A 14441-nucleotide genomic window follows, 5' to 3' on the forward strand; every position below is an offset into this window, starting at 1 on the left:
GCTCATGATCTTCATCGAGACCGAACCGCTCGCTCCTGCCAGCCGCTTCGCCGAGTGGATTCCCGACGCCACGATCCTCCGGCCCTTCGCCGGTGATCCGCTCCCCGACCGGATCGAGGAACCCCTCATCGTCTTCGGCTGCGCGCTCGAACGCGGAGGCGATGAGACCATGCCGTGGCTGCCGCAGGTACGGGATCTCCTCGTCCAGGCGGTTGAGGATTCCATTCTCACGCTGGCCATCGGACTCGGTGCTCAGCAGCTCGCACTGGCCACCGGCGGCAAGGTGACGACGCCGAAGAAGACTCTTGAGACGTTCGGTTGGCGCGCCGATATCGGCCATATCTCCTTGGAGCGGACGCCTGTCGGTGAGACCGATCCCCTGGTGGCCGCGCTCGGCGTGGACTTGCACTCGATCGGCGCCGGGTGGCACGACCGCAGGGTCCGTCCGAAGGACGGAGTGAAGGTCTTCACGCACAGTCCGGTCAACCCATCCACCCACGCGCAGGTCTTCCGGGTCGGCAGCGCCGCGTGGGGTGTGACCTTCCACCCGGAGGCGACCGTGGACGACGTCGCCCGATGGTTGAGGATCTTCGCCCCCGACACCTCGGACGATGGAATCGCACTGCGGGTGGACAACGTCAGGATGTTCCTGCCGAGGATCACCGAGAGCAGCCGACAGCTCGCGGAGAGCTTCGCCGCCCTGGCCGCTCGAGGACCACGTCTGGACGGCACCGAGATCATCTCCCAGGACGAAGCCGACAGCGCCGCCGAGGCGAAGGTCGCATCCGCCCTCGACACTCTCGCCGGTGAACTCCTCGCCCCAACTGCGGCGACCGAACGGATGCGGGCGCTGGCCGTCCTCGATGCCATCTGCACAACCACACGACCCCGGTTCACCGGCACCAGTTCAGGTGGGGCGACTATTGCGCGCCTCGATGAGGGCGGCGGCGATCGGTTCGGCATCGCCCGGACCGATGATGGAGTTCTGCTGTGGGCCTTCGACCACGAATCACCGATGAACATCGCCGAGACGGGCGAGGTGTGGCCGGGCCTCCTCGAGGGACTGCCCGAGCCGCTCGTCCCCCTCTGTGAGAGTAAAAAGCTCAACGGCGAGCCCGGCACGCCGTCCATCACCCTGGCCCTGTGGAGCACCGGAGAGACGTGGCAGCACGGTGCGCCCAAGGTCCGCGAGGGAATCCGGCCCGAAGTGACCGATTGGATGCTCGGATCGGTGAAGGCGGCGAGGACCGGTGCCGACATCGCCGAGGACTTCGGCCACTGCTGCGATCTCGATCTCACGCCACGCGACGTCGACCCCCTGCTCGCCGGCACACCGCTGACGCCGGCGATGGCAGCGCAGATCCGGGCCGAGGCCGACTGGGACTACGTTCGCACGGTCGCCGAGGCAGCCGGCTATCCCGTCGCCTGAGCCGGGCGCCCCGCAGGACCGCCGGCCGGGTGAGGCCGAGACCGAGATCGCTCAGAACAGGCCGGTGATGTCACCGTCCTCGGTGACGTCGATCTTCAGCGCCGAAGGCTCCTTCGGCAGGCCCGGCATCGTCATGATGTCACCGGCGATGACGACGACGAACCCGGCGCCCGCCGACAGTCGCACATCGCGCACTGCGATGATATGACCGGTCGGCGCCCCGCGCAGGGTGGGGTCCGTGCTCAGCGAGTACTGGGTCTTGGCCACGCAGATCGGCAGGTCCCCGTAGCCTTCGTCGGCGAACTGCTTCAGCTTGCGCCTGACCTTCGCGGGGATGTCGACATCGGCGGCACCGTAGATGCGCTGCGCGATCGTGCGGATCTTGTCTTCGAGCGGCGCGTCGAGCTCGTAGCTGTAGCGGGCCCGCTGCGCGGCATCACCGTCCCCGGCATTCTCGGCGGCCTCGACGACCGCCTCGGCGAGGGGGATCGCACCGGTGCCGCCGTCGGCCCAATGCGTGGATTCGACGGCGGCGATGCCGAGCCCGTGGAGGTGGTCGAGCGCCGCCGCCATCTCCTCGTCGGTGTCGCTCGGGAACCGGTTGACGCACACGACCGGGGTGAGCCCGAAGATGTCGCGGAGGTTCGTGCAGTGGTGGACGAGGTTGCTCATGCCCTCGAGCACCGCCTCGGTGTTCGGGGTCTGTACGTCGGCCACCTCGACGCCCCCGTGGTACTTCAGCGCCCGCAGGGTGGCGACGACGACCACGGCCGAGGGCCAGATGCCTGCGGCCCGGCATTTGATGTCGAGGAACTTCTCCGCCCCGAGATCAGCGCCGAAGCCCGCCTCCGTGACCACCCAGTCCCCGAGGGTGAGTGCCGCCTTCGTCGCGAGCAGGCTGTTGCAGCCGTGGGCGATGTTCGCGAACGGTCCCCCGTGGATGAACGCCGGGGTGTGTTCGAGGGTCTGGACGAGGTTGGGGGCGAGCGCATCGCGCAGGAGCGCGGTGAGCGCTCCTGCCGCACCGATGTCGGAGACGGTGATGGGCTTGCGGTCACGGCTGTGGGCGACCACGATGCGTCCCAGCCGCTCCTTGAGGTCCGCCACCGAGGTGGCCAGGCAGAACACCGCCATGACCTCGCTGGCGACGACGATGTCGAAGTGGTCCTCCCGGGGCACTCCCCCGTTGAGCCCGCCGAGCCCGATCGTGACGTTGCGCAGGGCCCGATCGTTGAGGTCGACGACGCGGCGGATGTGGATGCGGCGGGGGTCGACGTCGAGTTCGTTGCCGTGGTGGATGTGGTTGTCGAGCATCGTCGCGGCGAGGTTGTTGGCCGCGGCGATCGCCGCGAAGTCACCGGTGAAGTGGAGGTTGATGTCCTCCATCGGAACGACCTGCGCGTACCCGCCGCCGGCCGCTCCCCCCTTCATGCCGAAGACCGGTCCCATGCTCGGCTCGCGCAGCGCGAGCACGGCCCGTCCGATCTCGGGGTTCGTCTTCGCCAGTTCGTTGAGCCCGTCGGTGAGTCCGATGCTCGTCGTCGTCTTGCCTTCGCCGGCCGGGGTCGGGCTCATCGCGGTGACGAGGATGAGCTTGCCGGGCGTCGCGTTCTGCGCGGCGGCGTCGAGGACGTCGATGGGGACCTTCGCCTTGGTCCAGCCGAAGGGGATGATGTTCTCGGGGTTGAGGTCGAGGGAGGCGGCGACGTCGACGATGGGATCGAGCTCAGCCGCGAGGGCGATGTCAAGGTCAATGCTCATAGTGCCCATCATGCCTGCCATAGGTCGATTTGTGACCGCAGACACCCGATGAATCTGCTGGGTGCGCTGCGGCGGGTTCGGCGCATTCCTCACGCTGCCGCAGCGCCGGGAATCGCCATCGCCTCAGCGCTGCCTCTTGACGTGGACTCGACCTGTGGGCCTACCGTCGGTGCATGGGCATCGACATCTCCCGCACGACCGTCACCCTCGACATCGGGACCGATGAGTCTCCCGCCGAGGTGGTGACCTGGAGTCTCGGTCCCCGCACCGAGTCCGGCCTCGGCGATGTCGTCATCTGCCACGGCACGCCGTGGTCGTCGCGGATGTGGCTTCCGCTGGCGAAAAGGCTCGCGCGGGGCCACCGTGTCCTGCTGTGGGACATGCCCGGCTACGGGGACTCGATCACGCCTGCTGAGGCGGCCCCACCGGTCGACCTCGTCGCCCAACGGCGCCGGCTGGCCGCCCTCATCGACGATCGCGGCCTTGAGCGCCCGCACGTCATCGCCCACGACATCGGTGGGGCGGTCGCCCTCGGCGCCCACCTGCTCGAGGGCGTCGACTTCGCCTCGCTCCACCTCAGCGACATCGTCACCCTGACACCGTGGGGGTCGCCGTTCTTCCGTCTCGTCGCCGAGAACGAGGACGTCTTCGCAGCCCTCCCGCTCGCCCTCCATCGGGCGCTCGTGCACGCGTACATCGCCGGGGCGGCCGGCCCGCATCTGCCGGTCGGCTGGGTGGACGAGCTTGCCCGACCGTGGTCGACGCCGCACGGTCAGGCGGCGTTCTACCGCCAGATCGCAGCACTCTCACCGGCACACACCGCACCGATCGCGGCCGACCTCGGCGCTGTGCGCGCCCCGGTGCGCATCAGCTGGGGTGAGGCTGATCCGTGGATCCCGGTCGAGCAGGCGGACCGGCTGGCTGCGGCGCTGCCGGGAGATGTCGGCCTCGCCCGCTTCCCCGAGGTCGGGCACCTGGCGGTGCTCGAAGCGCCCGCCGCGTTCGCCGCCGAGGTGGAGGCGTGGCTCAGCTCAGCTGGAGATCCGTGATGCAGGTGGCCCCATCGGGCTGGGTCGAGAACGTCGCGCTTCCGCTCCGGTCGCCGGCGCTGATCGTCACCGTGCCGTCGACATCCCGGGGCAGCCAGAAGCCGACGAACCCGTTGTCGAACGTCCGCGTCGACTCTTTGACCAGGGTCTTCCCCGTCGCGTCGTCGACGATCGTCACCTCGACCGGGGTGTTCGCCATCTCCCCCTGGCACGTCGTGAGGCTGTGGTAGAAGCAGTCGTGGGTCTGCGAGACGTAGGGGGCGATCGCGACGTAGCTCTTGTCCTGCGGCAGCGGCAGCGCGACCTTCCCGGCGGCGTCGGCGAGGACGAGCCGGTCCGGTTCGATCGAGGCCGTGAACGCGGTCGGCCGCTGCTCCTCGGTGAGCCGGTCGAGGGTGTCGATGATGCCGACGGCATCCTGACCGGCCATGCCGTAGGCGGAGAGGAAGCCCGCCGCGGCACTCGCAGAGGCCGAGGCCTCGGCCTTCGGGTCGTCCGCCCCGGTCGATGCGCACCCGCTCAGTGCCAATGTCAGGGCCACTCCGGCGATCGCCAGTCTCTTCACGTCAGTCCCGCTTCCGCATCTCGCTGCTGGGTCGTGCACCGGCCGCAGCCGCACACTCGACCATCGTACCCAGCGGGGGTATCCGCTCACAAAGCGCGCGACTGAACGCCTGTCAGCCGCGGTGGTGGGCGACCCGGAACTCCTCAGGCACCGAACCGTCGCCGACGGCCAGTCCGGCGGCGAGTTCGCCGAGCAGCGGGGCGAACTTCGCCCCATGGCCCGAACACGCCGAGACCACGACGACGCCGCCGGCCTCGTCGATGACGAAGTCCTCGGTCGGCGTGTTCGTGAACAGGCACGTCGTCTCCGCATACGGTTCGGGCACGAGCCCGGGCAGGTACCGCTGCGCGTAGTCGATCATCCGTGCCCGCATCGCCGCGGTGATCCGGCCATCGGCATCGAGCGCCGAGGCGATGACCCGACCGCCGTTGAACTGGGCGAGCTTCTGTCCCGCGAAACCGGCGTCGCGGCCTCCGGGCAGACCGTAGGTGACGATCTCGCCGGTCCTGTGGATGAACGTCGGCCACGGATCGTCGCGGCGCCCCGACCTCTCAGCGTCCCGGTACGGCAGGTGGAAAGCCTGCTCCTCACGCACCTCGAAGGCGGGCAGTGACTCGAGGAACGCTTGCGGCAGTCCGAGGTGGCCGAGCAGGGACGGCAGCCAGGCGCCGGCTGTGACGATGACCCTGTCGCCGTCGACGGCTCCCCCGTTCGCCGAGGTGACGCGGAACCCGCCGCCGGCGCGTCGTCCCACCTCGGCGACGGTCCAGTCCTCGAGCACCCGGGCCCGACCGCTTGCGACCGCGAGACGCAGCATCGCGCTCACCGCGGTCTCCGCGTCGATCACCCCGGCGGCCGGGTGCCAGAGGACTGCGGTGTCGAAGGCGAACTGCGGCCAGCGGGCGCCTGCCTGTGCAGGGCTGAGGAGCTCGTGGTCGATGCCGGCGTCGGCGAAGAGGGCGGCGAGCTCAGCGGTGTGCCGGGCCTCTCCGTGGTCGAGGGCCCCGGTCGTGGTGATGAGCTCGGTGCCAGCGGCGCGTTCGACATCGTCCCACATGGCGCGCGCAGCGACGACGAGGTCGAGGTAGAGGCGCTGCGGGTAGGCGAAGCGGAGGATGCGGGCCGAACCGTGCGAACTGCCGTGGGCGTTCGCGGGAGTGTGCTGTTCGAGCACCGTGACGTCCGCGCCGCGCATGGTCAGCGCATAGGCGGTCGCGGCACCGGCGAGACCGGCGCCGATGACGATGTGCTCGGTCATGGCGAACCCTCCGGACGAGTGGGACGAGCCTCGTCGTTCAGACTAGTCCGGTTGCCCGAATGCGGCGAGTCCGGCTCAGGCGGCGGGCACGAGCTCCCGGCGGTTGGCGGCCATGATGAACAGGGCCACGGCGAGGGCGGCGACGGCGATCGCACCCCAGATGCCGACGACGGCCCACGCGGCGCCGCCGAGGACGAGCAGCGGCGCGAAGGTCACGGCGGCGACCTCGACGGGGATGACCGGGAGGTAGGCCAGGGAGAAGTCCTCGAGGGTGCGCGAGTTGAGCTTGGGGTCGACGATGCGCAGCAGGGCGATGCCCGTGGCCACGGCGCCGGTCGCCCAGCCCCACGTGAAGAGCTGGCGTTCGAACCAGCCCTCGTTCATCACCCGGGGAGCGACGAAGAGGCCGAGGAAGAGGCAGAGGGCGAGGCCGACGATGAAGAGGATGAGCAGCGAGAGCCACTGGTCGGCGACGAAGCTGGGAACGACGGAGGCGATGCCGCAGACGATGAGGACATCCGTGGCGGTGCCGGAGATCGAGTTCTGCGTCTCCTTGTCGATGAATTTCGTCGTCTTCGTCGCCGAGAGCAGGCCGCGCAGGACGAGGCCGACGATGAAGGCGATCGAGAAGAGCGGGAACGTCACCGAGGGCATGACCTCGCCGAGGATGAGGTTGACGCCGAAGGCCCCCGCGGCGACCGTGGCGACGATGCCGGCCTGGAAGGTCAGGGATTCGATCGCGCTGCCGGAGAACATGTGGGTGCCGATGCGCGGCTTGTCCTCGGCGTGGTCGAGCACGCCGGTGCGCAGTTCCGCGGGCACTTCGCTCAGGCCGACGAACTCACGGGCGTAGCCCTTCTTGGCTCCGAACTTCGCCTGGATGATGCCGCCGACGATGCCGGTGAGCATGCCCACGGTCGCGGCGGTGAATGCCAGCGACTGCACGGCGGGGTCCCCGGCCTCGGTGAAGACCGTGCCGATGGCCGCGGCCGAACCGAACCCGCCGGCCCAGCCGGCGAAGAGGAGGAGGCCCACGGAGTCGGGGGCGCCGAGGAGGGGGCCCAGCAGCAGGAGCACGAGCCCCATGCCCAGCGCCGTCTGCGTCGCGTAGATGAGCACGCCGTAGCTGGCGAACCCGGCCACGGAGCGGCCGATCTTGAAGATGTTGAAGTCACTCGTCAGCGACAGGCACGCGAAGACGACGACGATGAGCAGCGAGGAGTACGTGCCGAGCTGATCGGAGAACGGCAGCCAGCCCAGACCGTTGGGTCCCATCGCAAGTCCGAGGAATCCGGCGATGACGCCGGCGGGGACCATCATCGTCTGGAGGACCCTGATCCGGGCGCGCAGGATGGTGCCGATGACGAGGAGTCCGCCGAAGAGGCCGGAGTCGACGAGCAGGGCTTAGGGGCTGAACTGTGTGGGATCCACGGCGGGTGTCTCCTTGGTCAGGGCAGAGCAGGGTCAGGGCAGGGTCATGGGGGCACTGGGACGTGCCGGGTTGTGCTCGCAGCGGGACACCGACGCGTGCGAGGCACAGTCGTGTCAGCCGGCAGGCGGCAGCGGTCCGGGCGCGGGCCCGGGGCGGATCACTGCTGTTCGGGCAGCATTCCCGCGGCGGCGACGGCGCTTGCGACGATCTCGTTCAGGCCGTACTCGGCCTTCCAGCTCAGCTGCGCGCCGATCCGGGTGACATCGGCGACGAGGGCGGGAGGATCCCCCGCCCGACGCTGCCCCATCTCGGGGACGATGTCACGGCCGGTCACCTCGGCGATCGTGTCGATGACCTCCTTGACGGAGGCTCCGGTGCCGGTGCCGACATTGAACACGGTCTCGGTCGCGACCCCGGACTTCATGTAGTCGAGGGCGGCGATGTGGGCTTCGGCGAGGTCCTTGACGTGGACGTAGTCGCGGATGCACGTGCCGTCGGGGGTGTCGTAGTCATCGCCGAAGACGATCGGGGCCCTGCCGGCGGCGACCCGGCCGAGGACGATCGGGATGAGGTTCATCACCGCGGTGTCGGCGAGGTCGGGCCAGCCGGCGCCGGCGACGTTGAAGTAGCGCAGCTTGACGGCGTTGAGCGTCTGTCCGCTCATCGTCGCGGCGGTCATCGCATTGTCGATCATCCATTCGCCGATGAGCTTGGTCTCGCCGTAGGGGTTGATCGGGCGGCAGTCGAGGTCCTCGGGCACGAGGTCGACGTCGGGCATGCCGTAGGTCGCCGCGGAGGAGGAGAAGACGAGCGAGGAGACACCGGTGCGGTCGACGGCGGCGAGGATGTTCGCCAGGCCGCCGATGTTCTGCCGGTAGTAGTGGACGGGCTGCTCGACGGATTCGCCGACCTGCTTCTTCGCGGCGAAGTGGATGATCGAGTCGACGCCGTGCTCCTCGATGGCCGCGACGAGGCGGTCTTCGGCGTCGGGGGCGGCGAGGTCGAGGTCGAGGACGGGCAGTCCTGCCACACGGTCGGCGATCCCGGTGGAGAAGTCGTCGACGATGAGGACGTCGTCTCCGCGTTCGGTGAGCAGCCGTACGACGTGCGAGCCGATGTAGCCTGCGCCTCCGGTGACCAGAACAGCCATGTGTCTCCTTCATCCGTCTTCCGCCGCGATGCCGCGGCGATGCCGGAACAAGCTTAGTTCAGGGGTGGCCTCCGACACGAAGTGCGCCGCTGACCAGGACCGATGCGGGTCGGCCCGGCGTCCCACGGCGCCGGTTCACAGGCCCGACGGTCAGGCGGCTGCGGATTGCGCGGTGTCGACGAGGTGTTCGGCGATGGCCAGCGCCGAGGTGGCTCCCGGGGAGGGGGCGTTGCGGACGAACATCGCAGGCCCTGCCCGGTCGATGACGAAGTCGTCGACGAGCGAGCCGTCCCGGTTCAACGCCTGGGCGCGGATTCCGCGGGTCGCCCGCCGGCCGCGAGCGCCGGCGAGGCTCGGGACGTAGCGGGCCGCCTCGGCGACGAAGCGATCGGTCGAGAGCACTCCCCCGATCTCCCGCACCGCCATGGGCAGGTTCCCGGCGGCGAACCGCCAGAACCCGGGATCGGCGGCGACGGCGAGGGAGTCGCGGACGTTGAGGCCGAGACCCGAGTAGCCCTCGCGGGAGAAGGAGAGGAAGGCGTTGGGTCCGATCATCAGTCCGCCGTCGATGCGGCGGGTGACGTGGACGCCGAGGAAGGGGTACTTCGGGTCCGGCACAGGGTAGACGAGTCCGTGCACGGCGTCGTTGTGCTCGTCATCGAGGATGAAGTACTGGCCGAAGAACGGGACGATGGAGGGCTGCCTGCTCTCCCCGGACCTGGCGGCGAGGCGATCGGATTGGAGACCGGCGCAGACGATGACCTGATCGAATTCGTGGGCGTCGTGGGCAGTGCGGACGATCGCCCGCTCCCCGGCAGGTCCGCGGCGGGCTTCGATGCGGGAGACCGGGGTGGAGAAGCGGACCCGGCCGCCGCCTCGGCGGACCTCGGCGACGAGGGCCTCGGTGAGTCCGCGGTAGTCGATGATCGCCGTGTGCGGCGAGTGCAGTGCCGTCAGGCCGGTGACTCCCGGTTCCACGGCGGCCAGGCCGTCCGCGTCGAGCATCGCGACGTCGGGGACGCCGTTGGCGCGGGCACGGGCGGCAATCGCCTCGAGGCGCTGCGCTTCGGTCTCGGTCGTTGCGACGACGACCTTGCCGCATTCGTCGACGGCGACGTCGTGGGCGGCGGCGAACTCGCGCAGCAGCGCCACTCCGCGACGGCACAGGGTCGCCTTGAGGCTGCCCGGTTCGTAGTAGAGACCGGCGTGGACGACCCCGGAGTTGTGGCCGGTCTGATGGGCGGCCGGCCCGTCCTCCTTCTCAAACAGGGTGACCTCGGCACGATCATCGCGGCGTAGGATCTCACGCGCGACGGCGGCGCCGATGATGCCGGCGCCGATGACGGCAAAGCGCTTCCTCGCACTCATGGCCGCTCCTCCCCTCGTAGTAGCGTCGCGGATCCCCGCCTGGCGACCAAGGGACCCGATGGCCTCCGAGCGTAGCGACCTGATCGGCGACACCACCTCGGCGAACGAAGCTTGAGACTCACGTCACACTCAAGTACGGTCAGAGGACACTACAGGAGGTGGTTCCGATGAGCGGAGTCAATGAGGATTTCTACCAGCCGTCGACCCACCCGGGCGACATCATCGAGGTGCTCGACGAAGAGACCGGCGAGATGGTCAAACGGAGGATCATCCTCGACGAGTTCGGCAACGGCACGAAGACGCGGCCGCTCGAAGAGGGCGAAGACGACGAGCTGCCCGAGAGCAGCTGAACCCCTCACCACCAGGCGCGCACGGTCTCGGTCGGTCCGTCCACTTCGGTGAAGCCGGCGTCGATGACGCTGACCGGGCGGTTGTTCTCCGCCCAGGTCTCCTCCGTCGGGGTGACCACGCGCAGGGCGAATCCGCCGGCCCGCCAGGCATCGCGCACCTCGGCGGGCATCTGCTCGAAGGCGAGCTGCGCACCGTGGGCGACCTGGGCTGCGGCCTTGCCCGTCGTCAGCGTGACCAGGGGTGAGAGTTCGATCGTCACGACCGCCTCGGCGGCGGGCACCGAGGTCTCTCCTTCATCGGGGAATTCGGTGCCTCCGACCTGCAGCTTCGACAGCTGCGGGGGCAGCGGGGAGACGGGGCCGGGAGGGAAGACCGAGGCCTCGGCCGGGGCGAAGTCCGCGGTGCCGCCGAAGGACACGGTCACGCTGCCGAGGGCACGCGCATCGTCGAGCTTCTTCCCGTCGCCGCGTCGGACCACCTTGCGGATCGCCCCGTCACGCCAGTATTCGACGGCTTCGGACCATTCGCCTCCCGGCTGGGTCCGCGGGTCGTCGAGGAACGTCACGACCGCTCGCGCAGTGGATTCGAGGACGTCGATGTGACGAGCCGGGGCCGACTTGGACTTGCGGACGACGATGGGCAGCGACCACGGCACCTCGTGGTCGGTCTCGTGTCGGCGCATCTGCTCGATCCGCGTCTGCTCGCTCACCTGGTTCCTCCGTCTCTCGGCCGCTGACCCTGTTGCGCTTGCGTCGCGGGGTACTGCGGCACGTCCCGCGCGTCCAGTGATGACAACGCCGGGAGCCTGCGCTTATTCCCGAACCGCAACCAATTCGTGTCCTCCCGGTCGCCGCGGCGAACCCGGTGCCAGGTGCCGAACCATTGCGACTCGCATCGCAGCGCGCGGATACGCTGAAGCGGAGCGCAGCCCGTGGCCGTGCAGGAAAGGACGCGATGACAGACGAGACCCCGCACTCGAGAAGCGATGAGGCAGACGTCCTCGCTGCGGTTCCCGCAGACATCCGCAGCGCCCTGACGGTGCAGATGATCGACGTGCTCGCGGTCCAAGCCGCGCGCGCAGCCGAATGCCGGGACGCCGCCGCCCGCGCGGTCGCCGACCAGGCACAGGCGAATCCGGCTTCGCGTGACGACTCTCCCACTCCGCCGGAGTTCGTCGCCGCACGCGCCGAGTACCGGGCCGAACGCGCCCACTGGAACGAGGGTGGGCCGACGATGGCGCAGACCCTTGACGGGCGCATCGAGGTCGGGAACGTCGCCGTGCCCGTGCGCATCCACCGGCCCACCGCCGAGGCTGTCCTGCCCGGCATCGTCTTCCTCCACGGCGGCGGCTTCTCCCTCGGCGACCTCGACACGCACGAGCGGATCGCCCGGGTGATCGCCGCAGGCTCCGGCGCAGCGGTCGTCGCCGTCGACTACTCCCTCTCCCCCGAGGCCGTCTTCCCGCAGGCCCTCCTCGAATGCGCGAGCGTCATCGACCACCTCGCCCGCCACGGCGAGGCGTGGGGAATCGATCCGACCCGCCTGGCCGTGGCCGGGGATTCCGCCGGGGCCATGCTCGCCCTCGGTGCCGCGCTGCTCCTGAGAGACGAGCCGGAACGGATCTTCCGTGACGAACCCGAACGCGTCCGGGCCGACCCGGGCTTCTCCTCGATCACTTCTCTGCTGCTCTTCTACGGCGCTCACGGTCTCACCGACTCGACGAGCCGGAGGCTCTTCGGCGGAGAGTGGGACGGGATGGGCCCCGATGCCCTCGCCTCGATCGCCGCCTTCCACTACGCGACACCCGCCGATGCCACGAGCCCCTACGTCGACCACCTCGGCGCCGATCTGGGCGGACTGCCTCCGACGTTCGTCGCAGCGGCCGGGCTCGATCCGCTCCGCGATGACTCTCGGGCCCTCGCGGCACTCCTGCACAGGGCGGGCACCGAGGTCGAGTACGTCGAGTACCCGCACGTCCTCCACTCGTTCCTCCACTTCGGTCGGATGCTCGATGAGGCGAACGCCGCCCTCGCATCGGCTGCGGCCTTCGCCTCCTCGCACTTCGATCGCCGGCGCTGAAGTCCTGCCTCCGGGGGCGCCGAGGTCGATCGTCGCCGGAGCCGAATCGTTGCCTGAGAACGCCGGTCGGCCGCGGGGTGTATCCTGGGAGGCCTTGTGATCCCCGTGCGGGGATCCCTGCGTCGTCAGGACACTCTCACTCTGTGCTCGCGAGCATCGACTCACGGCTCATGATCCTCTCCTCTCGGCGAACCAGAACGCGGACCCGCGTTCGGACACCCTGCCGGGATGTGCAGCCTCCTCCGCCCCAGTGCGGAACCGGAGTGCGCGCCGGCGCGTCGAAAGGCCACCCCATCACCGCACCCACCACCGCCTCCGCCCTGTCCTTCGCCGACCTCGGCGTTCCTGCGACCCTCGTCGACGAGCTCGCGAAGGACGGCAAGACCGAGGCCTTCCCCATCCAGGCCGACACCCTCGCCGACACCCTCGCCGGCCGCGACGTGCTCGGCCGCGGCAAGACCGGCTCGGGCAAAACGCTCGCCTTCTCCATCCCGATGGTCGCGAGGCTCTCCGAAGACCAGCCCGACCGTCCGGCCCGCGGTCGTGCGCCGCGCGGACTCGTCCTCGCCCCCACCCGGGAGCTCGCCACACAGATCAGCGCCGTGCTCGAACCTCTCGCGAAGGCGAGCCGGCTGACGACCACGACGATCTTCGGCGGGGTCAAGCAGAAACGGCAGGAGACCGCACTCGCCGCCGGCGTCGACATCGTCGTCGCCTGCCCCGGACGCCTCGAGGACCTGCTCCAGCAGGGTCTCGTCTCCCTCGACGACATCGAGGTCACCGTCCTCGACGAAGCCGACCACATGGCCGACATGGGCTTCCTGCCCGGTGTCACCCGCATCCTCGCGAAGACCCCGGAGCGGGGTCAGCGGATGTTCTTCTCCGCCACCCTCGACAACGACGTGGACAAACTGGTCCGCCGATTCCTCCACGACCAGGTGCTCCACTCCGTCGACGACCCGAGTTCGCACGTCGATGCCATGACGCACCACCTCTTCGAAGTCACCCCCGAGGACAAGAACGACCTCGTCCACCGACTGGCCTCCGGGTCCGGGCGCCGGATCCTCTTCACGCGCACGAAGCATCGGGCGAAGCGGCTCGCGCGGCTGCTGACGAAGCAGGGCATCCCCGCCGTCGACATGCACGGCAATCTCTCCCAGTCCGCCCGTGAACGCCACCTCTCAGCCTTCGCCGACGGCGGGGTCAAGGTGCTCGTCGCGACCGATGTGGCCGCGCGCGGAGTCCACGTCGACGCCGTCGAACTCGTCGTCCACGTCGACCCGCCCACCGAGCACAAGGCGTACCTGCACCGTTCGGGTCGCACCGCACGTGCCGGCAGCACCGGGGACGTCGTCACGATCATGACGCCCGAGGAGCGCAAGGACACACTCGCCCTGCTGCGCAAGGCGAAGATCTCCGTGAAGCCGCAGAAGGTCACCGCCGACTCCGCGCTGGTCACCCCGCTCGTCGGCGAGGTGGCCGAGTTCGTCGAGCCGCAGGCGGGCAATCCGGAGCGTGTTCCCGGCACCGAAGCGGTCCCACCCGTGCAGTCTCCGTCGCAGAAGCGCTCCTCGCGTCGCCGCCGCGGACGGCGCGGGGCCGGCTCCCAGTCGGGCAGCGGTCAGGCGGGCAGTGGCCAGGCGACCGGCTCGAGGGATGCGGCCGGTTCCCGCGAGACGACAGGTTCCCGAGGCAGTGGTGCGAAGGCGAACAACCCGCGCTCCGGTGGCGAGCGCTCCGGCGCTGCCCAGTCCGGAGGCGGACGCACAGGCAGCGCACGCTCGGGCGGCGCGAAGCGCCGTACGAACCGTTCGTCCGACGGCAGCCGGTCCCGCGGTGAGGCGTCGCGACGCAGCCAGTCGGCCACGAGCACTCCGCGCCAGGGAGGTGCCCGCCGGAGCTCGGAGGCGCGTGGCACGACGGCGGAGACCCGGCAGCGCAACCGCTCGCGTACCGGAGGCTCCCAGCAGGTCTACTCGACGAGCAGCTGAGCTCCCGG

12 protein-coding genes are annotated in these 14441 nt (G+C 69.7%); 5 read left to right on the forward strand and 7 right to left on the reverse strand.

Going from position 1 to position 14441, the window contains the following annotated elements; translation table 11 throughout:
* Positions 1 to 4: 4 nt before the first annotated feature.
* Positions 5 to 1429 (forward strand): hypothetical protein, encoded by a 1425-nt coding sequence (locus tag EZE58_RS10205; RefSeq protein ID WP_167560464.1) that lies wholly within the window; start codon positions 5 to 7, stop codon positions 1427 to 1429.
* A 51-nt stretch (positions 1430 to 1480) separates the two neighbouring features.
* On the opposite strand, the gene EZE58_RS10210 is transcribed toward EZE58_RS10205, so the two are convergent.
* The gene (locus EZE58_RS10210; protein WP_167560466.1) at positions 1481 to 3190 is read right to left on the reverse strand and encodes a formate--tetrahydrofolate ligase; all 1710 of its coding nucleotides are present in this window, start codon (positions 3188 to 3190) and stop codon (positions 1481 to 1483) included.
* Positions 3191 to 3363: 173 nt separating this feature from the next.
* Between EZE58_RS10210 and EZE58_RS10215 the strand changes: the two genes are divergently transcribed.
* The gene (locus EZE58_RS10215; protein ID WP_167560468.1) at positions 3364 to 4239 is read left to right on the forward strand and encodes an alpha/beta hydrolase; all 876 of its coding nucleotides are present in this window, start codon (positions 3364 to 3366) and stop codon (positions 4237 to 4239) included.
* Here EZE58_RS10215 and EZE58_RS10220 read toward each other — a convergent pair.
* The 5 genes from EZE58_RS10220 to lhgO form a co-directional block, all read right to left on the reverse strand.
* Complete coding sequence (locus EZE58_RS10220) at positions 4217 to 4804, reverse strand: CueP family metal-binding protein (protein WP_346773179.1); 588 nt, start codon at positions 4802 to 4804, stop codon at positions 4217 to 4219. The two genes, EZE58_RS10215 and EZE58_RS10220, sit on opposite strands and share 23 nt — an antisense overlap.
* A gap of 112 nt (positions 4805 to 4916) precedes the next feature.
* The gene (locus EZE58_RS10225; protein WP_167560471.1) at positions 4917 to 6062 is read right to left on the reverse strand and encodes an FAD-dependent oxidoreductase; all 1146 of its coding nucleotides are present in this window, start codon (positions 6060 to 6062) and stop codon (positions 4917 to 4919) included.
* Positions 6063 to 6137: 75 nt separating this feature from the next.
* Complete coding sequence (locus EZE58_RS10230; RefSeq protein ID WP_240941246.1) at positions 6138 to 7382, reverse strand: sodium:glutamate symporter; 1245 nt, start codon at positions 7380 to 7382, stop codon at positions 6138 to 6140.
* Positions 7383 to 7651: 269 nt separating this feature from the next.
* Positions 7652 to 8644 (reverse strand): UDP-glucose 4-epimerase GalE, encoded by a 993-nt coding sequence (gene galE, locus EZE58_RS10235; RefSeq protein ID WP_167560473.1) that lies wholly within the window; start codon positions 8642 to 8644, stop codon positions 7652 to 7654.
* A gap of 150 nt (positions 8645 to 8794) precedes the next feature.
* Complete coding sequence (lhgO, locus tag EZE58_RS10240; protein ID WP_167560475.1) at positions 8795 to 10012, reverse strand: L-2-hydroxyglutarate oxidase; 1218 nt, start codon at positions 10010 to 10012, stop codon at positions 8795 to 8797.
* A 167-nt stretch (positions 10013 to 10179) separates the two neighbouring features.
* Here lhgO and EZE58_RS10245 point away from each other — a divergent pair, with 167 nt between their 5' ends.
* Entirely contained in the window at positions 10180 to 10362 is a 183-nt protein-coding gene (locus EZE58_RS10245) for a hypothetical protein (RefSeq protein ID WP_167560477.1), read from the forward strand.
* Between the two features lie 5 nt (positions 10363 to 10367).
* On the opposite strand, the gene EZE58_RS10250 is transcribed toward EZE58_RS10245, so the two are convergent.
* Positions 10368 to 11072 carry a peptidyl-tRNA hydrolase gene (locus EZE58_RS10250; protein WP_346773180.1) on the reverse strand — a complete coding sequence of 235 codons (705 nt, stop codon included), beginning with the start codon at positions 11070 to 11072 and terminating at the stop codon, positions 10368 to 10370.
* Between the two features lie 245 nt (positions 11073 to 11317).
* Here EZE58_RS10250 and EZE58_RS10255 point away from each other — a divergent pair, with 245 nt between their 5' ends.
* On the forward strand, positions 11318 to 12442 hold the full coding sequence (locus EZE58_RS10255) for an alpha/beta hydrolase fold domain-containing protein (RefSeq protein ID WP_167560479.1): 1125 nt from the start codon (positions 11318 to 11320) through the stop codon (positions 12440 to 12442).
* Positions 12443 to 12705: 263 nt separating this feature from the next.
* Positions 12706 to 14433, forward strand: coding sequence for a DEAD/DEAH box helicase (locus EZE58_RS10260; RefSeq protein WP_346773181.1), 1728 nt, complete (start codon positions 12706 to 12708; stop codon positions 14431 to 14433).
* Positions 14434 to 14441 lie beyond the last annotated feature (8 nt).

It is taken from the genome of Brevibacterium sp. LS14 (assembly GCF_012027885.1).
GTDB lineage: Bacteria > Actinomycetota > Actinomycetes > Actinomycetales > Brevibacteriaceae > Brevibacterium > Brevibacterium casei.